At 61.8% G+C, this 23,961-nt stretch carries 24 protein-coding genes, 8 tRNA genes and 2 pseudogenes; 15 read left to right on the plus strand and 19 right to left on the minus strand.

Annotated features, from left to right (window positions below; genetic code table 11):
* Positions 1–78 precede the first annotated feature (78 nt).
* From ACFQDL_RS27650 to ACFQDL_RS33100, 12 genes are all read left to right on the plus strand, one after another.
* A complete protein-coding gene (locus tag ACFQDL_RS27650; RefSeq protein ID WP_379911832.1) occupies positions 79–2,007 on the plus strand; it encodes a TRAP transporter permease in 1,929 nt (642 codons plus the stop codon).
* Entirely contained in the window at positions 2,007–2,900 is an 894-nt protein-coding gene (locus ACFQDL_RS27655) for a sulfatase-like hydrolase/transferase (RefSeq protein ID WP_379911834.1), read from the plus strand. Before ACFQDL_RS27650 ends, ACFQDL_RS27655 begins: the two co-directional genes overlap by 1 nt.
* Positions 2,825–3,643 (plus strand): sulfatase-like hydrolase/transferase, encoded by an 819-nt coding sequence (locus ACFQDL_RS27660; RefSeq protein WP_379911836.1) that lies wholly within the window; start codon positions 2,825–2,827, stop codon positions 3,641–3,643. Before ACFQDL_RS27655 ends, ACFQDL_RS27660 begins: the two co-directional genes overlap by 76 nt.
* A 146-nt stretch (positions 3,644–3,789) precedes the next feature.
* Complete coding sequence (locus tag ACFQDL_RS27665) at positions 3,790–5,088, plus strand: porin (protein ID WP_379911838.1); 1,299 nt, start codon at positions 3,790–3,792, stop codon at positions 5,086–5,088.
* Positions 5,089–5,164: 76 nt separating this feature from the next.
* Positions 5,165–5,599, plus strand: coding sequence for an alpha/beta fold hydrolase (locus ACFQDL_RS27670; protein WP_379911840.1), 435 nt, complete (start codon positions 5,165–5,167; stop codon positions 5,597–5,599).
* The gene (locus ACFQDL_RS27675; protein ID WP_379911842.1) at positions 5,542–5,874 is read left to right on the plus strand and encodes an alpha/beta fold hydrolase; all 333 of its coding nucleotides are present in this window, start codon (positions 5,542–5,544) and stop codon (positions 5,872–5,874) included. Before ACFQDL_RS27670 ends, ACFQDL_RS27675 begins: the two co-directional genes overlap by 58 nt.
* Positions 5,871–6,311, plus strand: coding sequence for a nuclear transport factor 2 family protein (locus ACFQDL_RS27680; protein ID WP_379911844.1), 441 nt, complete (start codon positions 5,871–5,873; stop codon positions 6,309–6,311). The genes ACFQDL_RS27675 and ACFQDL_RS27680 overlap by 4 nt, the downstream gene beginning before the upstream one ends.
* An 18-nt stretch (positions 6,312–6,329) precedes the next feature.
* Positions 6,330–6,686: a protocatechuate 3,4-dioxygenase gene (locus ACFQDL_RS27685; RefSeq protein WP_379911846.1), complete on the plus strand. Its 357-nt coding sequence runs from the start codon at positions 6,330–6,332 to the stop codon at positions 6,684–6,686.
* Complete coding sequence (locus ACFQDL_RS27690) at positions 6,686–7,531, plus strand: class III extradiol dioxygenase family protein (protein WP_379911848.1); 846 nt, start codon at positions 6,686–6,688, stop codon at positions 7,529–7,531. Before ACFQDL_RS27685 ends, ACFQDL_RS27690 begins: the two co-directional genes overlap by 1 nt.
* 66 nt (positions 7,532–7,597) lie before the next feature.
* Positions 7,598–8,797: a formaldehyde dehydrogenase, glutathione-independent gene (fdhA, locus tag ACFQDL_RS27695; RefSeq protein ID WP_379911850.1), complete on the plus strand. Its 1,200-nt coding sequence runs from the start codon at positions 7,598–7,600 to the stop codon at positions 8,795–8,797.
* A 76-nt stretch (positions 8,798–8,873) separates the two neighbouring features.
* A complete protein-coding gene (locus tag ACFQDL_RS33095; RefSeq protein WP_465263998.1) occupies positions 8,874–8,996 on the plus strand; it encodes a conjugal transfer nickase/helicase domain-containing protein in 123 nt (40 codons plus the stop codon).
* On the plus strand, positions 8,977–9,111 hold the full coding sequence (locus ACFQDL_RS33100) for a conjugal transfer nickase/helicase domain-containing protein (RefSeq protein WP_465263999.1): 135 nt from the start codon (positions 8,977–8,979) through the stop codon (positions 9,109–9,111). The genes ACFQDL_RS33095 and ACFQDL_RS33100 overlap by 20 nt, the downstream gene beginning before the upstream one ends.
* Before the next feature lie 768 nt (positions 9,112–9,879).
* Here the strand turns inward: ACFQDL_RS33100 and ACFQDL_RS27705 are convergent.
* From ACFQDL_RS27705 to ACFQDL_RS27740, 8 genes and pseudogenes are all read right to left on the minus strand, one after another.
* Positions 9,880–10,386, minus strand: coding sequence for a tyrosine-type recombinase/integrase (locus ACFQDL_RS27705; protein WP_465264000.1), 507 nt, complete (start codon positions 10,384–10,386; stop codon positions 9,880–9,882).
* Positions 10,387–10,854: 468 nt separating this feature from the next.
* Positions 10,855–10,930: transfer RNA gene (locus ACFQDL_RS27710), tRNA-Gly, on the minus strand.
* A 21-nt stretch (positions 10,931–10,951) separates the two neighbouring features.
* Positions 10,952–11,038: transfer RNA gene (locus ACFQDL_RS27715), tRNA-Leu, on the minus strand.
* Between the two features lie 5 nt (positions 11,039–11,043).
* Positions 11,044–11,117 (minus strand) — tRNA-Cys (locus tag ACFQDL_RS27720).
* A 32-nt stretch (positions 11,118–11,149) separates the two neighbouring features.
* Positions 11,150–11,225: transfer RNA gene (locus ACFQDL_RS27725), tRNA-Gly, on the minus strand.
* A gap of 203 nt (positions 11,226–11,428) precedes the next feature.
* A complete protein-coding gene (pgsA, locus tag ACFQDL_RS27730) occupies positions 11,429–11,977 on the minus strand; it encodes a CDP-diacylglycerol--glycerol-3-phosphate 3-phosphatidyltransferase (protein WP_379911852.1) in 549 nt (182 codons plus the stop codon).
* Between the two features lie 36 nt (positions 11,978–12,013).
* Positions 12,014–13,772 (minus strand): annotated as a pseudogene (gene uvrC / locus ACFQDL_RS27735) (excinuclease ABC subunit UvrC).
* Between the two features lie 107 nt (positions 13,773–13,879).
* Positions 13,880–14,215 carry an excinuclease ABC subunit C gene (locus tag ACFQDL_RS27740; RefSeq protein WP_379911854.1) on the minus strand — a complete coding sequence of 112 codons (336 nt, stop codon included), beginning with the start codon at positions 14,213–14,215 and terminating at the stop codon, positions 13,880–13,882.
* A 58-nt stretch (positions 14,216–14,273) separates the two neighbouring features.
* Here ACFQDL_RS27740 and ACFQDL_RS27745 point away from each other — a divergent pair, with 58 nt between their 5' ends.
* Complete coding sequence (locus ACFQDL_RS27745; protein WP_379911856.1) at positions 14,274–15,179, plus strand: DUF1853 family protein; 906 nt, start codon at positions 14,274–14,276, stop codon at positions 15,177–15,179.
* Positions 15,180–15,379: 200 nt separating this feature from the next.
* On the opposite strand, the pseudogene clpX reads toward ACFQDL_RS27745, so the two are convergent.
* The 7 genes and pseudogenes from clpX to ACFQDL_RS27780 form a co-directional block, all read right to left on the minus strand.
* Positions 15,380–16,664, minus strand: a pseudogene (clpX, locus tag ACFQDL_RS27750) (ATP-dependent protease ATP-binding subunit ClpX).
* Between the two features lie 99 nt (positions 16,665–16,763).
* The gene (gene clpP / locus ACFQDL_RS27755; protein ID WP_379911858.1) at positions 16,764–17,399 is read right to left on the minus strand and encodes an ATP-dependent Clp endopeptidase proteolytic subunit ClpP; all 636 of its coding nucleotides are present in this window, start codon (positions 17,397–17,399) and stop codon (positions 16,764–16,766) included.
* Between the two features lie 98 nt (positions 17,400–17,497).
* Complete coding sequence (gene tig / locus ACFQDL_RS27760; protein WP_379911860.1) at positions 17,498–18,841, minus strand: trigger factor; 1,344 nt, start codon at positions 18,839–18,841, stop codon at positions 17,498–17,500.
* A gap of 541 nt (positions 18,842–19,382) precedes the next feature.
* Positions 19,383–19,458, minus strand: a tRNA-His gene (locus ACFQDL_RS27765).
* A 19-nt stretch (positions 19,459–19,477) separates the two neighbouring features.
* Positions 19,478–19,562, minus strand: a tRNA-Leu gene (locus ACFQDL_RS27770).
* A gap of 17 nt (positions 19,563–19,579) precedes the next feature.
* A tRNA-His gene (locus ACFQDL_RS27775) sits at positions 19,580–19,655 on the minus strand.
* 40 nt (positions 19,656–19,695) lie between these two features.
* Positions 19,696–19,772 (minus strand) — tRNA-Arg (locus ACFQDL_RS27780).
* A 288-nt stretch (positions 19,773–20,060) separates the two neighbouring features.
* On the opposite strand from ACFQDL_RS27780, the gene folD reads away from it, so the two are divergent.
* Together folD and ACFQDL_RS27790 are read left to right on the plus strand one after the other, a co-directional pair.
* A complete protein-coding gene (folD, locus tag ACFQDL_RS27785; protein WP_379911861.1) occupies positions 20,061–20,918 on the plus strand; it encodes a bifunctional methylenetetrahydrofolate dehydrogenase/methenyltetrahydrofolate cyclohydrolase FolD in 858 nt (285 codons plus the stop codon).
* Positions 20,915–21,574 (plus strand): class I SAM-dependent methyltransferase, encoded by a 660-nt coding sequence (locus ACFQDL_RS27790; RefSeq protein ID WP_379911863.1) that lies wholly within the window; start codon positions 20,915–20,917, stop codon positions 21,572–21,574. The genes folD and ACFQDL_RS27790 overlap by 4 nt, the downstream gene beginning before the upstream one ends.
* A 131-nt stretch (positions 21,575–21,705) precedes the next feature.
* Here ACFQDL_RS27790 and ACFQDL_RS27795 read toward each other — a convergent pair whose 3' ends face one another.
* From ACFQDL_RS27795 to ACFQDL_RS27810, 4 genes are read right to left on the minus strand one after another with little or no spacing between them, the layout of a single operon-like run.
* Entirely contained in the window at positions 21,706–21,999 is a 294-nt protein-coding gene (locus ACFQDL_RS27795; RefSeq protein WP_379911865.1) for an Rdx family protein, read from the minus strand.
* A gap of 23 nt (positions 22,000–22,022) precedes the next feature.
* On the minus strand, positions 22,023–22,727 hold the full coding sequence (locus ACFQDL_RS27800) for a glycosyltransferase family protein (protein WP_379911867.1): 705 nt from the start codon (positions 22,725–22,727) through the stop codon (positions 22,023–22,025).
* Entirely contained in the window at positions 22,717–23,628 is a 912-nt protein-coding gene (locus ACFQDL_RS27805) for a radical SAM protein (RefSeq protein ID WP_379911869.1), read from the minus strand. Before ACFQDL_RS27805 ends, ACFQDL_RS27800 begins: the two co-directional genes overlap by 11 nt.
* Positions 23,625–23,957: a DUF2064 domain-containing protein gene (locus tag ACFQDL_RS27810; protein ID WP_379911871.1), complete on the minus strand. Its 333-nt coding sequence runs from the start codon at positions 23,955–23,957 to the stop codon at positions 23,625–23,627. The genes ACFQDL_RS27805 and ACFQDL_RS27810 overlap by 4 nt, the downstream gene beginning before the upstream one ends.
* Positions 23,958–23,961 lie beyond the last annotated feature (4 nt).

A 23,961-nucleotide genomic window follows, 5' to 3' on the forward strand; every position in this document is an offset into this window, starting at 1 on the left:
AGCTCGACGACCTGTGAAGGCGTCTGCAGCCGGGGCCCGACGGGCCCCGGCGAATCCCACGCGCAACCGAGAATTCCCATGTCCAATCGCATCAACAAACTGCAGTACCTGATCTGGGTGCTGGGGGGCCTGCTGGCCTTTTTGGGCCTGGCCAACGTCATGCCGGGTTATGCCTCCATACCCCGCATCGGCCCGTTCGAGCTCGAATGGTTCCGGCCACTGTTTTTCTTCCTCTGCGTCGCCATCGCGATCGTCTTCGGCTGGCAGCGCAACCTGACCACCGGAAGGCCGCTGCCGGTCTGGCGCATCCTGCTGGATCTGATCGCGCTGGTACTGGTCGCCTACTGCTGCGTGCGCTACTACCAGGTCGGCATGCAGATGATCCGATCCATCGTCTTCTTCGATGCCGCCGATGCCCTGGTCGCCGTCGCCGCCGTGGCCGTGACCACCTTGCTGTGCTGGCGCCTCTGGGGCGCGCCCATCGCCATCATCGGCCTGCTGGCGTTCGCCTACCTCAGCACCGGCGACTACTGGCCCGGCATACTCAGGACGTCCGGCGGCAACCTGGTCGACGGCCTTGCCGAGAACCTCTGGTTCGGCGCCGACAACGGCCTGATGGGCAGTATTTTCGGCATCATTCTCAGCACCGTACTGCCGTTCATCATTCTCGGCTCGGTACTCGAAGGCTGCGGTGCCGGCGATTCCATGATCCGTATTTCCTTCGCGCTGATGCATCGTTTCCGGGGTGGCCCCGCCTACTCCGCCATTATCGCCTCCGGCATGTTCGGTACCGTCTCCGGTAGCGCGGTCGCCAACGTCGTGGGTACCGGCGTCGTCACCATCCCGATGATCCGCAAGCGCGGCTTCTCCGGCAACTTCGCCGGCGCCCTCGAGGCGACCGCCTCGGCCGGCGGGCAGATTCTGCCGCCGATCATGGGCGCGGCGGCGCTGGTGATGGCGGACTATGTCGGCGTCAGCTATCTGACCATCATCATCGCGGTGCTGATTCCCGCGCTCGCCTATTACGCCAGTCTGTTCCTGGCGGTCTACTTCGAGGCGCGCAAGCTCGGCGTCGAAGCCAATGATCAGGAGATGCCAGAACCGATAACGCGCCAGGACTGGATCAACCTGTCGCTGATCGTCGCGCCGCTGGCCATCATCGTGACGCTGCTGATTCAGGGCGCCTCTCCCGCGGGCGCCTCGATCACCGCGATCTTCGCGCTGCTGCCGCTGAGCCTGATCAACCCGCAGATCCTGCGCCAGCCGTACCGCCTGCTGGGCGCCCTGGCCGAAGGCGGCATCACGGTCGCACGTCTGAGCATCGCCATCGCCATCGTCGGCATCATCGTCGCGTCGATGTCGTCCACCGGCATTCCGACCAAGTTCGCCGTGCTGCTGTCGGGCGCCTCGGAATATTCGCTGCTGGCGGCGCTGCTGATCACGGCGATCGGCTGCATCGTGCTGGGCATGGGCATGCCGACACTGCCGGCCTATATCGCCATCATCGTCGTCATGGGCCCCACCCTGCAGGCGTTCGGGCTGGAGATGATCACCGCGCACATGTTCGTGTTCTTCTTCGGCGTCGCTTCGGTCATTACGCCGCCGGTCGCCATCGCCGCCTTCGCCGCCGCGTCGATCTCCCAGGGCTCGCCGATGGCAACGGCGCTGGTCAGCACCCGTATCGCGGCGATGCTGTTCCTGATCCCGTTCGCGTTCGTTTACAACCCGCTGATGCTCACGGTGCCCGAGGCCGGCGGCGTATTCAGCCTGGGGGCCTATCTGTGGATGCTGGCGCAACTGGCGCTGGCGCTCTATCTGGCCGGCAGCGCCCTGGCGCGCTTCGATCAGCACTCGCTGGGAACGCTGTCGAGCCTGTTGCGGCTGGCGCTGGCGATAGTGCTGTTGTCTCCCTTTCAGTTGCCGAGCCTGGCCGCTGCCGCCCTGGGTCTCGGCGTGCTGATTCTGCACCGCATCAATCAAGTCAAACCTCAAGAGGCGCTTAGCTGATGTCCGCCAAGAACATCCTGTTTATCATGATCGACCAGCTGCGTTGGGACGCCCTGTCCTGCTACGGCAACCCGGTGGTCGAGACTCCCAATATCGACCGGCTGGCAGCACGGGGCGTACGTTTCACCAACGCCTACACCCAGGGTACCAGCTGCGGCAACGCGCGGGCCTCGATCTACACCGGACGCCACGTGCGCTCCCACGGCGCGACTTGGAACGACTGGCCCTTCCGGCTCGACGAGTGGACCCTGGCCGATTACATGCAGGCACAAGGACGCCGGGTGGTGCTGCTGGGCAAGACCCACATGAAACCGGACCGCGAGGGCATGGATCGTCTGGGTATCGACCCGGAGTCGGACCAGGGGCGCGCCCTGGCCAACGCCGGCTTCGTCGAGGGCGAGCACGACGACGGCATCCATCCGGAGGGGCCGGCGGGTCCCTACTCGAGCCGTGAACCGCGCTACAACGACTACCTGCGCGAGCAGGGCTTTACCGGCCGCAACCCCTGGCTCGAATGGGCCAACGCCGCCGAGGGCGAGGATGGTACCCCGCTGTCCGGTTTCTACATGGAAAACGCGCACCGCCCGGCCCGGATACCGGCCGAACATTCGGAAAGCGCCTACCTGACCGGCCGCGCGATCGAGACCATCGAGGCGCTCGGCGATACGCCCTGGTGCCTGCACCTGTCATACATCAAGCCGCACTGGCCCTACCGGCGCCGGCGCCCTATCACGACCTGTACCGCGGCTGCGAACTGCCGCCGCCGGTACGCTCGGAGCGGGAACTCGAGAACCCGCACCCGCTGCTACAGGCGTACATGCAGCTGGGCGTCGCCCGCACCTTCCAGGACGTCGACAAGCGCAATCACGTGCTGCCGGCGTACTACGGCTTGATCAGAGAGCTGGACGACCAGCTCGGCCGGCTGTTCGCGTACCTCGAGCGCAGCGGTCAGGCCGAACACACCCTGATCGCGCTGACCGCCGACCACGGCGACTACTTCGGCGATCACTGGCTCGGCGAGAAGGACCTGTTCCACCAGCCGTCGGTGAAGATTCCGCTGATCATCCATGACCCCGCCACCGCCGCCGACGGCACCCGCGGCAAGACCTGCGACGCCCTGACCGGCGCCATCGACCTGCTGCCGACTTTCATCGAGTCGCTTGGCGGCACACCGCCGGAGCACAGGCTGGAAGGTCATTCGCTGCGGCCCTGGCTGCACGGCGAAGCAGAGGCACCCGCGCGAGCGGTGATCTTTTCCGAAGGCGACTACGGACGCCTGCCGGTGGCGCAGCAACTCGGCGTCGACCCGCTGAAAGCCCGCACGACGATGGCATTCGACGGCCGCTACAAGCTGGTCCACTGCCTCGGCCTGCCGGACATGCTGTTCGACCTGCAAAACGATCCGAACGAGTTCGTCGACCTGGGCCGGGATCCCGGATACGCGGCGATCCGCGCACAACTGCGCGGACAGATGCTCGACTGGAGCACCGGTCTGCGCAACCGCTCCACCGTCAGCCGGGAGAAAGAGCGATCGCTGACCGGGCTGTCCCGTCGCAAGGGCATCCTCGTCGGGGTCTGGTCCGGCAGCGAGCTGACGGACGATGTGCGCCCGCCGGCGGAAGTCGGAGTGTTCTGACCATCCCGCAGCGAATGAACGACCGAATACCGCTGCCCGGAAAGATGCATGACCAATCCCCGTGCATCACTCCGTGGTCACACAAGAGGCAACCCAACCCAACCCAACAAAAATACCAACAACAATACCAACAAGAAGCGGAGACTATGCTCGATGACTTACATCAAACCGACCCGACAGAACAGCACCCAGTCCGTAAACCGACTGCAACCGCGCCTCCTGGCCTCGGTGATTGCAGCAACCTGGCGACGGCGGCTGCCCAGGCCAGCGCCGAAACGGAACAGGGCTTTGCGCTCGAAGTCGGATTAGGTGCCCATGCCGGCGTCTCGTCGGTCGACTACAGCGACAGCACGGCACCAAACCCGGACAAGGAAGAGATCAACAGCGGTCTGCCTTATTACTACACCGCGACCACCACGCTGGACCCGATCTACAACTTCCTCAGTGATCGCCACGGACAGTTCCAGCTGAAGCTGCACAGCGCCATTCAACTGGACGACGCCTGGCTCGATGACGACCAGATCGACGAACTGTCGATCGAACTCAAGAGCGACCGCTACGGCAACGTCTATCTCGGCGAGGATGACGGTGCCGCCGACCGGCTGAAGCCGAAACAGTCGGGCCGCGTCGGCATTGCCGTCGGCCACGGTGCCTTTACCGGCATCATTCCCTGGTGGGGCAACCTGCCCTTCGCCGGCGGTACCATCCGTGAGGGAGGAAACCCTTACAACTGGGACTGGCCCAACGGCATCGTCGGCGGCGACTGGCGCGCCTTTTCAAGGGACACCTCGGATGCCATCAAGATCGGATACGAGTCTCCCGCCTGGAATGGCTTCCTGTTCGGCGCCTCGATCAACCTGCAGGATACCTACGCCGGATTTGACGGGTTCCGCGGCAGCATCGCGGACGAGCAGGACAGCTGGAGCGATCTCGGGCTCAAGGATGACGAGTACGAGCTGGCGCTGCAGTGGAATGGCAAAACGTCGGCAGGCTATGCGCTGAGTGCCGGTATTACCCATACGTCCACGCAGATCATTAATGAAGACATGCTGCAGGAGAACACCGATGTCGGATTCAAGATCGGCAAAAAGCTCGATTCCGGCGCGCTGATCAGCGGCAGCGCCTACTACGCCTACGAGGATTACAACAACGACAAGGCGGACATCCACGTCGATGATGAGCAGGTCCACGTCGGCTTCGACTGGTCGAAGGGTAAATGGAAAGTCGGCGTGAACTACACCCAGGCCTGGGATTCATACAACCCGGCCGGGACGGTACAGCTCGGCGGTGGCGGTAACGAAGGCTACAGCATCGGCGCCAACTACCAGCTTGCCAAGGGGTTGACCCTCGGCGGCGGCATTCTCTACGCCGAGAACGACAACGGCGAAGAGGCCACCGAGGTGGGCATGAACCTGACCTACCGTTTCAAGACAGTCCTGTTCTGACAGGGTCTTGACCACTTAGTCCACCCGGCGCCCTCAGGTCGCGACCTGAGGGCGCACCGTTATCAGGAAGGAATCCATGAAGTCTCTGTTGTTACTGCCGGGCCTGCTCTGTGACGATGCGGTCTGGCGCGACCAGGTCGCGTCCCTCGGCGACTGGCGCTGCCTGGTGCCGGACTACGGGCTGGCCGACTCGATCGAGGACATGGCCGCGCGCGCCCTCGACAAGGCTCCGGAGCGCTTTGTACTGGCCGGCCATTCGATGGGCGGACGGGTGGCGCTGGAAATCTATCGCCAGGCCCCGGAGCGGGTCTGCCAGCTGATTCTGCTGGATACCGGCTACGCCGGCCGTCCCGCAGGAGATGCCGGCGAGCATGAAAAAGCGGCCGGCTGGCGCTGCTGCAGCAGGCCAGGGAGGCCGGCATGCGCGCCATGGGCCGGACCTGGCTGGCGGGCATGGTGCATCCGTCCCGCCTCGACGACTCGGAGCTCGTCAACGACATCCTGGCGATGATCGAGCGCAAGACGCCCGAAATCTTCGCCGCCCAGATCGTGGCCCTGCTCCACAGGCCCGACGCCACCGCGCAGCTTGGCGAGATCGACTGCCCGACGCTGCTGCTGTGCGGCCGGGAAGACTGCTGGAGTCCGCTGGCGCGCCACGAGGAAATGGCGAGTCTGATACCGGGCAGCCGCCTGGAAGTAATCGAAGACGCCGGTCACATGAGCACCATGGAACGGCCGCAGGCCGTGACATCGGCGATCCGCGACTGGCTGGAGGCACAAGCATGACATTGCCGACCCCGGAGCAGCAGGAAGCCTGCAAACGGCTGGTGCTGGAGGCGGCGTTTCGCGCCGACCAGCAGGACTACGCAGGACTGGCGGCGCTGTTCGCCGAAGACGCGCAGCTGTACCGCCCGAGCGCGCCCCGGACACCGCTGAAGGGCCGTAACGCCATTCTGAACAGCTACCTCGACCGACCGACGACCCGAATCACGCGCCATCTGTGCAGCAACTTCCGCTTTAGCCTGGAATCGGCCGACTGCGTACGGGTCCGCTGTTACGTTCAGCTGTACGCCTCGAGCGGCCCCACCGAACCCGGCGACCCTTTCGGCGCCCCATTGGACGGCAAGGTACTGATCGGCGAGCTCGACGATCTCTGCCGAAACGGCAGCGACGGCTGGCGCCTCGCCGAACGTCGCGCCTGTTTTGTTCTGTACGGCGAATGACACTGGGAGAATTCAACAATGTCAGATAATCGGGACCGCTGGGGCATCCCCGGCACCTACGTATTCGACTTGCAGCTGTCCCGACGGGGATACGCCATCAACAAAATGTGCCACTCGCTGAGGCTTGCGGAAAACCGCGACCTCTATCTCGCCGACGAGGACGCCTACATGACCCGCTTCGGGCTCGACGCCGAACAGAAGCAGGCGGTGCGCGAGCGCAACTGGCTGCGCCTGACGCAGCTGGGCGGCAACCTGTTTTTCTTCCTCAAGCTCGGCGCCACCCTCGGCCACGGCCTATACCCGATCGGCGCCCAGATGCGCGGCGAAAGCTTCGAGGACTTCATGAAAACCCGCAACGTTCCAGGAGCGACCTGATGGCCAGGATAGTCGCCGGTATCGGCTCTTCCCACGTCCCCTCCATCGGCCGGGCCTACGATCAGCAGAATCAGGCGGACCCCGCCTGGCAACCGCTGTTCGACGGCTATGAGCCGGTCAAGCGCTGGCTCGCCGAAGAGGTCAAGGCGGACGTCGTTATCCTGGTCTACAACGACCACGGCACCGAGTTTTTCCTCGATCGTTATCCGAGCTTCGCGCTGGGCGTCGCCGAAAGTTACAGGGTCGCGGACGAGGGCTACGGCCGGAGACCCCTGCCCGACTTCCCGGGCGCACCGGATTTCTCCGAACACCTCGCCAACTCGCTGGTCGCCGACGAATTCGACCTGACGCTGTGCCAGGAAATGGACCTGGACCACGGATTCCTGACCGCGATGCCGCTGCTCTGGTCGCACGATGACGACAGCTGGCCGGTACAGGTGGTGCCCCTGCTGGTCAACGTAATCCAACATCCCATGCCCAGCGGCAGGCGCTGCTACAAGCTCGGACAGGCGCTGCGCCGGGCCATCGAAGCCTACCCTGAGGACCTGCGCGTTGCCGTCGTGGGTACCGGCGGCCTGTCGCACCAGCTCAATGGCGAACGCTTCGGCTTCATCAACGAGGAGTGGGACCGCCAGTGGCTGCAGGACATTCAGCAGCGACCGGAAACACTGGCGGACCTGTCGCACCGCGAGGTCATGACCGCCGCCGGCGCCGAGGGCGGCGAAGTCATTATGTGGCTGGTGATGCGCGGCGCCATGGCGCCACAGGTACGCGAGGTACACCAGTTCTACTACGCCCCGATGACCACCGGCATCGGCCTGCTGGCGCTGGAAGACGCCTGCTGAGAACAAGTCTCAAGCAGCCTCCGGGACCTGTTCGCAGATTCCCCGGAGCAAAAAAAGGAGAACAACATGAGTGCATCCACAGAAAACCGCGGTGTCGTCTACAAGGGGCCGGGAGAGGTCGCTGTCGAGTCGATCCCCTATCCGGAACTCGCCATCGGCAATCGCAAATGCGACCACGGCGTTATTCTGAAAGTCGTTACCACCAACATCTGCGGCAGTGACCAGCACATGGTTCGCGGCCGCACCACGGCGCAGTCCGGTCTGGTACTGGGTCACGAAATCACCGGCCTGGTCGTCGAAGCGGGCCGCGATGTCGAGTTCATCAAGCCCGGCGACCTGGTCTCCGTGCCGTTCAACATTGCCTGCGGCCGCTGCCGCAACTGCAAGGAAGGCAAAACCGGCATCTGCCTGAATGTGAACCCGGCACGCCCCGGCGCCGCCTACGGTTACGTCGATATGGGTGGCTGGGTCGGCGGCCAGACCGAATACGTCATGGTCCCCTACGCCGATTTCAACCTGCTGAAGTTCCCGGATGCCGATCAGGCAATGGAAAAGATTAAGGACCTGACCCTGCTGTCCGACATTTTCCCGACCGGTTTCCACGGCTGCGTCACCGCCGGTGTCGGCCCGGGCTCCACCGTCTACATCGCCGGCGCAGGCCCGGTTGGCCTGGCGGCCGCCATTTCCGCCCAGCTGCTGGGTGCCGCCTGCGTTATCGTCGGCGACATGATCGAAGACCGCCTGGCCCAGGCCCGCAGCTTCGGTTGCGAAACCATCGACCTGACCCGGGAAGGCGACATGGCCGACAAGATCGAGGCGATCCTCGGCGAGCGCGAAGTTGACGCCTTCGTAGACTGCGTCGGTTTCGAAGCCCACGCCTGCGGCTGCAACCATGGCAAGGAAGCGCCGGCCACCGTACTGAACTCGGCGATGTCCGTAACCCGCGCCGGCGGCCAGATCGGCATCCCGGGCCTGTACGTGACCGAAGACCCGGGTGCGGTCGACGACGCCGCCAGGCACGGGAGCTTAAGCATGCGCTTCGGCCTCGGCTGGGCCAAGTCCCACAGCTTCCACACCGGCCAGTGCCCGGTGATGAAGTACCACCGTCCGCTGATGCAGGCGATCCTGTTCGAGAAGGTGAAGATCGCCGACGCGGTCAACGTCCAGGTCATCAGCCTCGACGAGGCGCCCAAGGGCTACGCCGACTTCGACGGCGGCGCGGCGAAGAAATTCGTCATCGACCCGCACGGCACCGTCGCCGCCTGACCCCTCCGGCGACAGGGCGATCCCCGGTCCTGTCGCCACCCCGCCCGACCACCGCAACCAGCCCGGTAGCGGCACAATGCAGATCGCTTCCTGGGCCATGGAAAGCCAGCAGCAGGATTGGCAGTGGATACAGAAGCGCTTCGAGAAACTGGATCTGCACCGAAAAAGAGCCGAACGGGTTGAATATCTGGACCTGTGAAGTAACGGGGCCGCGCAAGTCACGTCGCTTGCATGGATATCTATTGCAGGACTCGAGTAATCTGTTCGATGAGATTCCGCCAAATAATCCCTACCTGACAGTTAACGAAGTCTGAGCGTCAGCTAGCAGCACCTATGTATAGCTTTACATAGCGGCACTTAGCGGCCGCTGCTGTAGTGCAACAACTAGCCTTCACACCGCTTACCTACTGCCCGAAAGCAGGTGAGCCAAATCAGTGGTAATGTGACCGTATTTCATACCGATAGGCCTTGATAGAAGCTTAGCCCAGTTCTGCTGCTCCGGGTCTTAGGACTCGGAACGTGAGCGACTACACAGCCGTCTGCTGTCGTCCAAGCGGTGCCAGAATCCAAAGCTGAGAACGGCCCAATCAAATATCACGGGAATTGATACCGGAACCAGGAAGCACGGTCTGAGTACTTCCTGCGCTCAAAAGCCGGCAGTTTACATGTAGAGTGTTTTAAGATCCGAGGCGGATATTCACATACCTGACCGAATAGTTAGGAGTCCGCACCTGGCCGTTCGGTGGCAGTCGTACATGAACGTTCGAAGCGCTGCCCTTCCCCACAGCTGCAAGTGGAATACATACCTCAGGGCTCCAGGACTTGGGATTCCAAGTAGCAGCGGACGGCACAATGCGGCCCTCGATTCGGCACATCAATAACGTGCTACCTGTTCTTCGGATGAGCGAGAGTCGTGCACCGTCACATCGCCAGCAAAAGCGATCTCGACGGGTCGTATCGCAATCAGCCGTTCCGTACTGGGAGATTATCCGTTCTGCAAGATCCGTCTTGTTTCAACAAGCCGACCGGAATCGATAGACTGGTGAGTGTATCGACCCGGCTTTACCGGAACCTCCAACCTCTCAAGGTTTGGAGTCTCCGGCAAAGCCGGGTCGATTCAAAATGACTATTTCTGCGACCGCATGCACGTTGTCTGGTATGACATGGTCTATCCACACCTTGGGATAGCCGATTTCGTTCAGCGCCGTGGAAATCGTGCCGCGGATGCCATGGCCGGTGAGACGATCTTCATAGCCCATCCGACGCAAGGCACCGTTCAGCGTATTTTCGCTGATGGGCTTCTTCGGATCGCTACGCTGCGCAAGGAGATAGCGCTGGGCCGGCTTGACCTCGTCCAGCAGGTAGCGAACGACCTCGACAGCCTGAATAGACAGCGGCACGATGTAGGGCGGCAGGTCCTGCGGTCGCCTGCCGGCTTTACGCATGTTGTTCTGTACCTGCTTGACGTTCTGTGGCGGGATAAGCCATAACCCCCGCTCCAGGTCGAATTGATCGGGCGTGGCCGAGTGCAACTCGCCGGTCCGCACGCCCGTCAACAGCAACAACCGGATGCCGAGCTGGGTTTGCAATCAGATCGGAGAGTGCCATCTCATAGCTCCTAAGCTGAGACTTAGGCTCTATGCTCGTCACGGCTCCCGCCCGAACCCAGCAACAATCCGGAACTGACACCACCCCTTTAGTTTGGCCTCAATTCTGGCCTCAAAAAGGCTGGCCGTCGGTGGTTTTCAGCAGACTTCGCTGGAACGAAAAAGGGGCTTTCGCCCCTTCTTTCAACGACTTACAGACTTCAGTGGACGTCTGTAGATCAAAATTTGGAGCGGGAAACGAGACTCAACCGGCCGGCGTTCCGGTCGTGACCCCGACATAGAAACAACGGGTCGCCAACCTATTGGCAACGGTCTTAACGTAACTTGAAGAGATGAATTGGAGCGGGAAACGAGACTCAACCGGCCGGCGTTCCGGTCGTGACCCCGACATAGAAACAACGGGTCGCCAACCTATTGGCAACGGTCTTAACGTAACTTGAAGAGATGAATTGGAGCGGGAAACGAGACTCGAACTCGCGACCCCGACCTTGGCAAGGTCGTGCTCTACCAACTGAGCTATTCCCGCTTTGTGTTGCCTGAGTGATATTGGTGCCCGGGACCGGAATCGAACCGGTACGCCTTTTCAGGCGGGAGATTTTAAGTCTCCTGTGTCTACCAATTTCACCACCCGGGCGAAAATGGAGGCTGGAGTCGGAATCGAACCGGCGTACACGGAGTTGCAGTCCGCTGCATGACCACTCTGCCATCCAGCCTCGGATAGCGCCTTACTTCGCAGTATTGAAACTGGAGCGGGAAACGAGACTCGAACTCGCGACCCCGACCTTGGCAAGGTCGTGCTCTACCAACTGAGCTATTCCCGCCTGCGCTGTAAGTGGTGCGTATTATAGAGACCTCGCGGATTGTGTCAACACTGAAATAAAAATATTTTTGCTTAAAGATTAAACACTTACCGCAAAAAAGCCTCAGGCTTCAAACAGCAAGCCCCGGGCTGCAAGTGGCGGATGCCGCTTAGGGCCTGCCAAGTTCTTGATCGTCGGTTCCCGTCCCATTGCGCGGGCGCCGGTCAGATATCCTCGACCAGCAGCGGCCAGGCGGCGCGAAGATAGATCACCATCGACCACAGGGTCAGCAGGGTTGCACCGTACAGCGCGACTATTCCCACCCAGGACAGCATGCTGTAGGGCGTGAATGCCACGAGCAGCAGAATGGCAATCATCTGCAGAGTCGTCTTGATCTTGCCGATATAGGACACCGAGACGCTGGCGCGCTCGCCGATTTCGGCCATCCACTCCCGCAGAGCCGAGATCACGATCTCGCGACCGATGATGATCGCGGACGGAATCGTCACCCAGGGGTGGTCGAAGGTCTCGACCAGCAGCACCAGTGCCACGACCACCATCAGCTTGTCCGCCACCGGATCGAGGAAGGCGCCAAAGGGCGTAGACTGATCGAGGCGGCGCGCCAGGTAGCCATCGAACCAGTCGGTCAGCGCCGCGGCGCCGAATACCAGCGCCGCGGCGAGGGGCGACCAGGCCTGGGGAAGATAGTAGAGCAGTACGAATACCGGGATCAGCAGGATTCGCGCAACGGTCAGAAGATTCGGGATTTTCATGGACAACAGCTTACCTGCCGCAATAGTGCCTGATACTCAGGGGTCGGGATGGAGCGCGGCATAGATTTCTTCCGCGAGTTTGCGGCTAATGGTAGAGACTTTTGCAATTTCTTCAACACCGGCACGTTCGATCTCCTGCAGGCCGCCAAAGTGGCGCAACAATTCCCGGCGCCGTTTGGGCCCAACCCCGGAATACCTTCCAGCCGGGACTGCCGCCGCGCCTTGCCACGCCGGCTGCGATGCCCGGTAATGGCGAAGCGGTGGGCCTCGTCACGAATATGCTGAACCAGGTGCAGCGCCGGCGCATCGCCCGCCAGTGTCACCTCGTCGCCGCTCTCGGCCATCACCAGCACCTCGAGCCCCGCCCGCCGGCTCGGTCCCTTGGCGACACCGACAATCAGCACCTCGTCGATCTGCAGTTCCTGGAGCACTTCCCGCGCCTGGGTCACCTGCCCCTTGCCACCGTCGATGAGCAGAATATCCGGCAGCTTGCCCTCGCCTTTCTTGAGCCGCGTATAGCGACGGCTCAGTGCCTGACGCATGGCGGCATAGTCGTCGCCCGCGGTGATACCCTCGATATTGAAATGGCGGTAATCCGACTTCAGCGGCCCGTTGCGGTCGAACACCACGCAGGAGGCCACCGTCGCCTCACCCGAGCTGTGGCTGATATCGAAACACTCGAGGCGTTGCGGCACCGCATCGAGCCCCAGCGCCTCCTGCAGCGCCAGAAAGCGGTTGTAGACGTTCTGCTTGCTGGCCAGGTGGCTGGCCAGCTGCTGCTCGGCATTGGTCTGGGCCAGGCGCTGCCAGCCGGCCTTTTCGCCCCGCACCCGGAACTGCACCGCGACCTTGCGGCCACGACGCTGTATCAGCGCCTGCTCCAGCACTTCGGCGTCCTCCAGCTCGAACGGCACGATCACCTGTTCCGGCACTTCGCGATTCGAGCCGAGATACCACTGGGCGAGAAAGGCCGAGAGCACGCCGGACTCGGACTCCTCCACCGACACCTTCGGGTGAAATACCTTGCTGCCGACAATGCGACCACCGCGCACATAGAGCATATGGATGCCGACGCCCCCGGCCTTGAGTGCACAGCCGACCACGTCGGCATCGCCGCTGAAGCCACTGACGTACTGCTGCTCCTGGATTTTCTGCAGATGACTGATCTGGTCGCGATAACGCGCCGCCTGCTCGAAATCAAGCGCCGCCGCCGCCTTTTCCATTTCGCCGGCCAGCTCCTGCATCACCGCCTGGCTCCGCCCCTCGAGAAACATGGTGGCGTGACGCAGGTCCTCGGCGTAGTCGTCGGGCGGGATCAGCCCGACACAGGGCCCGCTGCAACGCTGGATCTGGTACTGCAGACAGGGACGCGTGCGGTTGCGGAAAAACTGTCCTCGCAGGATCGGATGCGGAACAGCTTCTGCATCAGGTTGAGGCTCTCGCGCACCGCACTGCCACTGGGGAAGGGGCCGAAATAGCGCCCTTTGCCACGACGGGCACCGCGATGGAAACGTACCGCAGGATAGGTATCCCGGTCCGAGACGAAGATATAGGGATAGGACTTGTCGTCCCGCAGCAGAATATTGTAGGGCGGGCGCTGCTCCTTTATCAGGTTCTGCTCCAGCAGCAGCGCCTCGGTTTCGCTGTTGGTGACGGTCACCTCGACGTTGCAGATGCGTGCCACCAGGGCCTGCGTCTTGGGCGCCAGGCCGCTGCTGCGAAAATAGCTGCTGACCCTTTTTCTGAGGTTTTTGGCCTTGCCGACGTACAGGATCTTGCCGTCATCGGCATACATCTGATAGACACCGGGCCTGGACGTCAGGCGGGCAAGAAAGGCCTTGGCATCGAAGGCCTGGGTTGCGGTTTCGGTCACGGCGAATCTACTGCTCGGAATGGAGACGCTCAGCCGGCACTGGCTGCACGGTCGGTCTGAATGAGATGATCGGCCTTGTTTGCCGCCATGTGCAGGTGCACCGCCTCCTTGTGAATGTCCTGCAGCGCCTCGCGCGTATCATCGGTAATGCCCGCGCCGCGAGACAGGGAGACTTCCAGAAAAACACCGATCTCGGCAAAATAGTAGAGCCTAGCATCGAAGCTCTTGGCTCGCTTGAGTTTGCTGAGCGACAGCTGGGCGCCATTGACGAGGATATAGTTGATATCGGTATCGGACACCATCAGGCGCCGGTCGCGGGCGCTGATCGGTGTGGTGTTGGTGGAGCTTTTCTGAACGAACGTCATGGCGACAGATCTTCCTTATCGACTTTCGATGGCAATCTTCAGGGAGTTTACCAAGCTTTTGAACCTGACGGATACGGCAAAGGCCGAACACCCCCTCAGAGCCAGGCTGCTGCGGGAACCCGATGACCGGCGCCGCGACTGCCTCTGGGCGCTTGACGCCCCTCCGCTGATGAAGGACGCCCTGCCCGGCCTGGCCGGACTGCTGACGGAAGGTTTCTGCCCGCAGGGCAGCCTCGCCCCGTCCCGGCACCGGCGCCTGGGACTCTACTTCGAGGACGTTGTCGGCGACATCCTGGCGGCCAGCCCGGAAACGGGCCGGCTGTACCGCAATGTTCAGTGCCGCGAACAGGGACGCACCCTCGGCGAATTCGATTTTCTGTTTGCGGCGGGCGCACGCTGGTATCACCTCGAAGCCGCGGTCAAGTTCTACCTCTGCGTTGGCGACGGCAGTGCGTTGAACCATTTCGTCGGCCCCGGGCTGCGCGACCGCCTCGATATCAAGTGGCAGCGCCTGCAGCAGCATCAGCTTTTGCTTTCGCGCCTGTCCGCCGGGCAGGAAACGATTGCGCCGCTGGGCATCAGCAGGCCCGATGCGAAGCTGCTGATGCAGGGCTATCTGTTCTACCGCGGCGGCGAGGTGCCGGGTGAATCACTGCATCCCGCCATCAACCCGGGTCATCTGCGGGGCTGGTGGTGCACCCGGTCCGAACTCGCGGCCCGGCCCGCGAAAAGCGGCCGGCGTTATGCCCTGCTGCAGAAACTGCGCTGGCTCTCCCCCGCCCGGCTCCCGCTGGACGATACCTGCGATCTCGACGAACTGAGGGAAAGACTCGGCCGGCGTGACCAGCCGGCAATGGTCGTTGAACTGGAACTGCTCGGCGGGCCGGACCTGTGGGGCGAGTGCGGACGCGGCTTCGTGGTGCCCGACCCCTGGCCGGAGAAGGCTGCCGGCGCTTCGATTTAGATTGGGCGTTTCCGCAATCAATCGATCCCGCCGGATCGATATGGCGGATTACGCGGAGCCCGAACCGAGATGGCGGCGTTTGATATGTCGAAGTGCTCCGCTAATCCGCCCTACGGCGAACGCGGCCCGGCTATCCGGAACGCCAGAACGCAAAAGGGACGCCGAAACGTCCCTTTTCGTTTCTGCAGCCAAGCTGCAAATCAGTCTTCCGCCGCGGCCCGGGGGCTGTTCGGTGGATTCGTAGATCAGCAGCGGCTCCGATTCGCCCTCGATCACACCTTCGTCGATCACCACCTTGCTGACGTTCTCGAGCGACGGCAGCTGGTACATGGTATCGAGCAGCACCGCTTCGAGAATCGACCGCAGGCCACGGGCACCGGTGCGGCGCTGGAGGGCCTTGCGTGCCACGGCACGCAGCGCGTCCTTGCGGAAGTCGACTTCGGCGCCTTCCATCTCGAACAGTGCGGCATACTGCTTGGTCAGGCTGTTCTTCGGCTCGGTCAGAATGGTGATCAGCGCTTCCTCGTCCAGCTCGGACAGCACCGCGACCATCGGCAGACGCCCCACGAACTCGGGGATCAGGCCGTATTTCACCAGATCGTCGGCTTCGATATCCAGCAGCGTCTCGCCGACAGACTTGCCATCTTCCTTGCCCTTGACCGAGGCACTGAATCCGATCGAGCTCTTTTCGGAGCGGGCACGGATGATCTGCTCGAGGCCGGCAAAAGCGCCGCCGCAGATAAACAGGATATTGGAGGTATCGACCTGCAGAAACTCCTGCTGCGGATGCTTGCGTCCACCCTGGGGCGGAACCGAGGCAACGGTGCCCTCGATCAGCTTGAGCAGCGCCTGCTGAACACCCTCACCCGATACATCGCGGGTGATGGAGGGGTTGTCCGACTTGCGGGAGATCTTGTCGATCTCGTCGATATAGACAATACCCAGCTGTGCCTTCTCGACATCGTAGTCGCACTTCTGCAGCAGTTTCTGGATGATGTTCTCGACATCCTCGCCGACATAGCCGGCCTCGGTCAGCGTCGTGGCATCGGCAATGGTGAACGGCACGTTCAGCATGCGCGCCAGTGTCTGGGCCAGCAGCGTCTTGCCGCTGCCGGTCGGACCGATCAGCAGAATGTTGCTCTTGCCGAGTTCGACCCCCTGCTCGCGGCGTTCCTTGAAACGCAGGCGCTTGTAGTGGTTGTAAACCGCGACCGAAAGCACCTTCTTGGCCTGCTCCTGGCCGATCACATAATCGTCCAGATTTTTCTTGATCTCGGCCGGGATCGGCAGCCGGTCGCTCTGCTCCTGGCTTTCGATCTCCTGGATCTCTTCACGAATGATATCGTTGCACAGATCGACACATTCATCACAGATAAAGACCGAAGGACCAGCAATCAGCTTGCGAACTTCGTCCTGGCTTTTGCCACAGAACGAACAGAACAGCTTGCTGCCATCTCCGCCTTTACCTTTCATCACGTCGGACATTCGACTACCTCAACTGTGCGATGGCATAAACCTAATACATAACGGCATGGGCGCGCGATTTCAACCCGTACGCCCAATATTAACCGCCCGGTTTCGCCCTCAGCTTTCAATTACCCTCTGATCCAGCACCGCATCGATCAGGCCATACTCCTTCGCCGCCGTCGGACTCATGAAGAAGTCGCGATCGGTATCGCGGGCAATGGTTTCGAAATCCTGACCGGTGTGGTGAGCCAGAATTTCGTTCAGTTTCTGACGGATCGACAGGATCTCCTTGGTGTGGATCTCGATATCGGTCGCCTGTCCCTGATAGCCACCCAGCGGCTGATGGATCATGACGCGGGAGTTCGGCAGTCCGTAACGCTTGCCCGCCGCGCCGCCCGCCAGCAGGAAGGCCCCCATGCTCGCGGCCTGACCGATGCACATGGTGCTGACGTCAGGCTTGATAAACCGCATGGTGTCGTAGATTGCCAGGCCCGCCGTTACGGAGCCGCCCGGCGAGTTGATATAGAGATGAATATCCTTGTCCGGGTTCTCGGCTTCGAGGAACAGCAACTGGGCGACGATCAGGTTGGCCATATGATCTTCCACCTGGCCCACCAGAAATATCACGCGCTCCTTCAGCAGCCGCGAGTAGATATCGTAGGCGCGTTCACCGCGCGCGGTCTGCTCGACCACCATCGGCACCAGGTTCGAGGTAATGGTGGATCCCGCCTGCCCTTTAAAGATATCTGACATCCAAATCTCTCCTTAGCCTGAAAAGCGAAAAAAACGACAGTCAGCCTGCGCCAACTGTCGTTTTTCCTTGACTTGTTAGAGCGATACCGCGGCTGGTCTTATTCGGCCGCCTGTTCTTCGCTCTCGGCTTCAGCTTCGGGCTGAGCCGGCTTGATCGCGTCTTCGTAGCTGACTTCAACTACTTCGACTTTAGCAGATGCGAGCAGCTGATCAACCACCTGCTCTTCCATCACCAGGCTCTGGATCTGGTTCAGCATCTCGTTATTGCCGTAGTACCAGTCGATGACCTGCTGCGGTTCCTGGTAGGTCGCGGCCAGTTCTTCGATCATGGCGCGAACGCGGTCGTCGTCAACCTTGATTTCGTTGGCCTTGATCACTTCCTGCACCAGCAGACCAATGCTGACGCGACGTTTGGCCTGCTCTTCGAACAGTTCCTTCGGTAGCATGTTCGGGTCCAGGTTGGCGTTGCCGCCACCGAACTGCTGAACGGCCTGCTTGCGCAGGTTGTCGATTTCGCTGTCGACCAGCGCCGACGGAACGTCAATGTTGTTCTGCGTGATCAGCTTGCCGAAGACCTGCTCCTTGAGCTTCATCTTCAGCGCCTGCTTCAGCTCGCGCTCCATGTTGGCGCGCACTTCGGACTTGAACTCTTCCTCGGTCTTGCCTTCGAGGCCGAACTTGGAGAAGAACTCTTCGTTCAGTTCCGGCAGCGAGGACGCGGAAACGCTCTGCACCTTGACCTTGAAGACCGCATCTTTGCCCTTCAGGTTTTCAGCCTGATAGTCTTCCGGGAAGGTGACGTTCAGCTCTTTTTCATCACCGGCGGACGCACCGATCAGGCCGGCTTCGAAGCCCGGGATCATGGTGTTGGAGCCCAGCACCAGGTCCATGCCCTCGCCTTTGCCACCGTCGAAGGCTTCGCCATCGACAAAGCCTTCGAAATCGATCTTGACGCGGTCGCCGTCTTCGGCAGCGCGCTCGACCAGGTCCCAACCGGCCTGCTGCTTGCGCAGCGTGTCGATCATGTTCTCGAGGTCGGCGTCGGTGACACTGGCGGTCTGCTTCTGGATTTCGACTTCGGAGAAGTCGGCCAGCTTGATTTCCGGGTACACTTCGAAGGTGGCGGTGAACTGGAAGTCTTCGCCGGCCTTGTCGTTCTTGAATTCGATGTCCGGACCGCCGGCCGGAACCAGCTTCTCCTGCTGCGCGGCTTCATAGAAGCTCTGCTGCACAACTTCACCCAGCACTTCCTGGCGGATCCCGGCGCCGTAACGCTTCTGGACAATCTTGACCGGCACTTTGCCCGGACGGAAGCCATCGATACGGACGCGACGGGCAGTTTCCTGCACGCGCTTGGCTACATCATTATCGATACGCTCGGCCGGAACAGTGATCGTCATCTGACGCTCGAGGCCCGAAGTCGCTTCAACAGAAACTTGCATGGAATTCCTCACAAAAAACTTGCAGCAGTATTGGATCGAGATCTGCGGGCACGCATCCGTCCCCAGTGTTCGCTAGGCGGTAAAATCGTTTCCCGACCTGACACAGACGCCGCAGAACCTGAATTCTAAAGCGCGAAATTCTGTGCCAGTTACCCCGAATAGTCAAGGGAGCCTTCGAACAAGTCCCAATTGTCCTCTGCGGGCCCTGAAGCGTGCAGCTGCAAGGCGCAGTGTGCAGGCAATGGCCTTAGTCCTTGCCAAACACTGCAACAACGCAGATGCATGCTTCAGGGTCCGCCCTACGGGGCTTACAGCGCAAACCGGATTCTGCGTTGCAGCTTCTCGACAGGCCACCAGCATGCCGTCAAAGCTGCGCCTTGATTCCGGCCTGCGCTGTAAGCCAGAAACTCATTGGGGCTTGTTCGAAGGCTCCCTAGCAGGAGCGCCGAAATACAAGCGATCACCGCTACCCTAGAGAGACGGGAGAATTCAGCCAGATCAGAGATATAGAGGGGGGAACGCAAAAAACGAGGCGATAAAATGGGGTGGACGATGGGACTTGAACCCACGACCACAGGAGTCACAATCCTGGGCTCTACCAACTGAGCTACGCCCACCACAGCGTATTGCAAAACATGGTGCGGACGGAGAGACTCGAACTCTCACACCTCTCGGCACCAGAACCTAAATCTGGCGTGTCTACCAATTTCACCACGTCCGCTTGAAGCAGTTCAGGAATGGGGTGGACGATGGGACTTGAACCCACGACCACAGGAGTCACAATCCTGGGCTCTACCAACTGAGCTACGCCCACCACTACCTGAAACTTTTGACCGGACCAGCAAGGTTGCAAGTGGCACGCCCGGCAGGACTCGAACCTGCAACCTACGGCTTAGAAGGCCGTTGCTCTATCCGGTTGAGCTACGGGCGCCTTGCTTTGCTGCCCGCCTCCCGATGAGCGTCAGAACCAGTTGGCTGACGACCCGTCCGAAGGAGGTGCGTATACTACGGCGAGGACTTGCCGGCGTCAACACCCAATCTGAATTTTTTCAGCAAAATCATACTGGTTAGAGAATAACCACCGACTTGAAAAGCCGCCTGGGCCACCCGGGGTAACAGTCACCGTCTATTTATCGAAATCCCCACTTGGCCATCTAGCTGTAACCATGAGAAAATTCGCCGCAGATCACTTTCCGGTTTCGAGGAAGACAGCCAAACGATGACTGCACACATTATAGACGGTAAGCGGATAGCAGCCGAAGTTCGCCAACAGGTCGCCGAAGACGTTCAGCAGCGCCTCGCGGCGGGCAAGCGAGCCCCCTGCCTGGCAGTAGTACTGGTCGGCACCGACTCCGCTTCCCAGGTCTATGTCCGCAACAAGAAAAATGCCTGCAAGGAAGTCGGCATCGAATCCATTTCGTATGACCTGCCCGCCACCACCGGTCAGGAGCAGCTGCTCGAACTGGTCGACGAGCTCAACGCCAACAGCGCGGTCGACGGCATTCTGGTTCAGTTGCCGCTGCCGGAGCAGCTCGACGCCAATGAAATCCTCGAACGCATCCGTCCGGACAAGGATGTCGACGGTTTCCACCCGTTCAACCTGGGTCGTCTGGCACAGCGCCTGCCGGCCCTGCGCCCCTGCACCCCCAAGGGGGTGATGAAACTGCTTGAATCTACCGGTATCGAATTCCACGGCAAGGAAGCCGTGGTGGTGGGCGCCTCCAACATTGTCGGCCGGCCGATGTCGCTGGAACTGCTGCTGGCTGGCTGCACCGTCACCACCACCCACCGCTTCACCCGAAACCTTGCCGAGCACGTCGGCCGCGCCGAGATCGTGGTCGTCGGTGTCGGGCTCCCCGGGCTGGTCAAGGGCGAATGGATCAAACCGGGCGCCGTGGTCATCGATGTCGGCATCAACCGCCTTGACGATGGCAGCCTGGTCGGCGATGTCGAGTACGAGACCGCCGCCGAGCGCGCCAGCTGGATCACGCCGGTCCCGGGCGGCGTCGGCCCGATGACGGTTGCCTGCCTGATGGAAAACACCCTGGAAGCCGCCAATCACTTCTGTCAAAAGTGACCCGGCCTTTCGCTGAACTCGCCTGCCCGCTCTGCGCGGCGGGCGACTGCCGGCCCTATCACCGCGACCGGCGCCGGGATTACTGCCAGTGCCGCCTCTGCGATCTGGTCTTCGTGCCGCCGGCGCAACGCCTGACCGCCGCGGAAGAAAAGGCCATTTACGACACCCATCGGAACGACCCGAAGGATGCGGGCTACCGGCGTTTTCTTTCACGCCTGTTCGATCCCATGTGCGCGCGTCTGGCGCCGGACAGCCGGGGACTGGATTTCGGCTGCGGCCCGGGACCGGCACTGGCGATGATGTTCGAGGAGGCCGGCCACGACGTCAGCCTCTACGACCCCTTCTATGCCCCCGACGGCACGACACTGGAACGGCAATACGATTTCGTCTGCGCCACCGAGGTTGTCGAGCACCTGCACGCCCCCGGAAGGGAGATCGAACGACTGCTGACCCTGCTGCGCCCCGGCGGCCTGCTCGGCATCATGACCAAGCGCGTCATCGATGCCGACGCCTTCAGCCGCTGGCACTACAAGAACGACCCGACACACGTGTGTTTTTTCAGCGAGCGGACCTTCGAATACCTGGCGCAACTGCACCAATGCCAACTCGAATTCGTGGCGAATGACGCGGTGATACTGAAAAGCAGAGTGGAATAAATGGTAGGGTGCCGGTGAACGAATTGAACCGCACCGTCTCCGGATATGACCATACGGATGGTGCGGTGCGCTTCGCTTACCAGCACTACACAGACGTTTTTACGCCTTACGCCTCATGCCTTACGAGACATTCACTCCCGGTCCAGGTGCCCCAGATTCATATCGGGGTCGAGCCTGTCCCTGACCCGCTGCTTGAGCGCCTTGACCTCCGGAAAGCCGCCATTGCGCTTGCGACACCAGATCAGATCGCCGTCGAAGCGGACCTGATAGGTGCCCGGCACCCGGCTCGGCTGCAGCGCGACTTCGCCCAACTGACCTTCGAAGGTGCTCAGCAGCTCCTGGGCCATCCAGGCCGCACGCATCAGCCAGCGGCATCCGGCGCAGTACTCGATTTCGATACGGGGACCTTCGACAGGTGCTGTCATGTTTCTTCCAGTATGTGTTCGTATCAATACCGGCGCAGTATCACCAGCCGCAGCCATTGCGGCAGTGCCTGACGCAGCCAGCGCCACTGGTACAGCAGTGTCAGCCTCAGCCAGCCCTGACGGCGGTACTTGCTGGCACTGGTGGTCAGGACCGCATCGATCCCGTGAAGGCCGATACCCGCCTGCCGCGCGCGCCACACCAGCAGGTGATCCTCGCCATAAGCGACCTCTTCAGGATAGCCTCTGAGCCGGCGAAAGTCCGACGCCCTCAGGCACAGGCCCTGGTCGCCAAACGGAACGCCCAGCCAGCGCGAGCGAAAATTCGCGCCCCAGGCATTCAGCGACAAAGGCCCCTTGCCATCGGCGGCAAAGCCAAGACGGAAATAATGCAGCGCCTCGGGTTGCGACAGCAACGCCTGCCCGATCTCCCGTACCATGGCCGGGGTCAGCGTCGAATCCAGATGCAGAAACCAGAGCCACCGCCCCCTGGCCACCTCGGCGGCACGATTCATCTGAATGGCGCGGCCAGGACTTGAGATAACGGTATAAATATCGCCGTGAAACGACGGCTCCAGATCATCTCGCGGTTCGCAAAGGGCGAGAACGACCTCCCAGTCCGCCGGCAGGCGTTCCAGTTGCGAAAGCAGCCCGAAAGGCCCCCGCTCCTGCGGTCCGACCGGCACGATAACGCTGACCGCGGGCGCCGGCTCCGAGGACTCAGACCTCACTGCAGGAGGCGCCGTAACGGAAACAGGAAAAGCAGCGATGGTGCTTCATGCTGATCTGCTGCTCCATCGCCTCACGCAGCGTCGCCCCCAGGTCGTACTCGGGATCGTCGTCGACCAGGGTGCAGGCATAGACCCGCATGCGGCCGTTCTGCTTGACCACCATCTTGCTGAAGGCGCACATGAAGGCACGACGACTCTCCTCGGTCTGGTAGGCGGTCATGCAATGGGTGGTGACCGCCGGCACGGAGGCTTCGCTGCCGGGCGGCAGAAAATCCGGGAAAGCCACCAGCCTGATATCCACGGGAAGCCCCTTTTCCCGCATCAGCGCCCGGTACCGCGCCTCGACCGCAGCGCGGTCCTCATCGGGCTTCATCTGGCGAGCAACGGAGACATGGAACCCCCGGCCATCGAGCAGTTGCAGCCCCGCCAGGGCACTGTCGAAACTGCCCTCGCCCCGCCCGGCATCGTGGGCCTCGCGCTCGGGATGATCGATGCTCACCCTGAAGCTGACGGGATGCCGGCCGCCCCGAAGCTGTTGCAGCTGGGCGGCACGCTGCTGCAGCGCCTCGGTACCATTGGTCAGTACCAGGCAGGGCGCGATATCGCTGGCCCGGCACAGTATCCGGATCAGATCCTTCGCCACGAAGGGTTCGCCGCCGGTAAAGGACAACTGCTCCACCCCCAGCGCCCGGGCTTCGAGCAGAAAGGGCTCGACATCCTCCAGCCGGAGAATCTGGAGGCGATTGTCGCCCGGCTTCGACCCTTCGAGACAGAAGGGACAGCTGAGATTGCAGGCCGTACCGGTATGAAACCAGAGCTCGCGCAGCGCATGGGGGCGAATATAGCCGCGCGGTTCGCCCTGCGGCGTACTGTACCAGTTGCGACTGCGGATCAGCTTCATCGAAGTAGCTCCCGTATCAGTTTATGCAGCGCCTGCTGGGGTTCACGCAGGTCCGTCGCCAGGGTCGTCCGCAGCCGCTCCAGATCAGCCCATTCGTCGACATCGGCACAGGGCGTCATGGTGCCGACCTCAAGCCCGGCGCCTGTACAACGTTCGGCCAGCGCCCGCCCCAGTTCAGGGGTACTCCAGGGCAGATCGGCAAGGTCCGGCCAGGGGCAGCGGCTCGCCATCAGGGTTACGCCGCCATCCTCGGCCGGCGACAGTACCACATCCTGTCGCCGCAGCAGCGCCGCGGCCTCCAGGAGCATTTCCGGGGTCTGCTCCGGCATATCG

The sequence above is a fragment of the Marinobacterium aestuariivivens genome (assembly GCF_042661465.1).
Taxonomy (GTDB): domain Bacteria; phylum Pseudomonadota; class Gammaproteobacteria; order Pseudomonadales; family Balneatricaceae; genus Marinobacterium_A; species Marinobacterium_A aestuariivivens.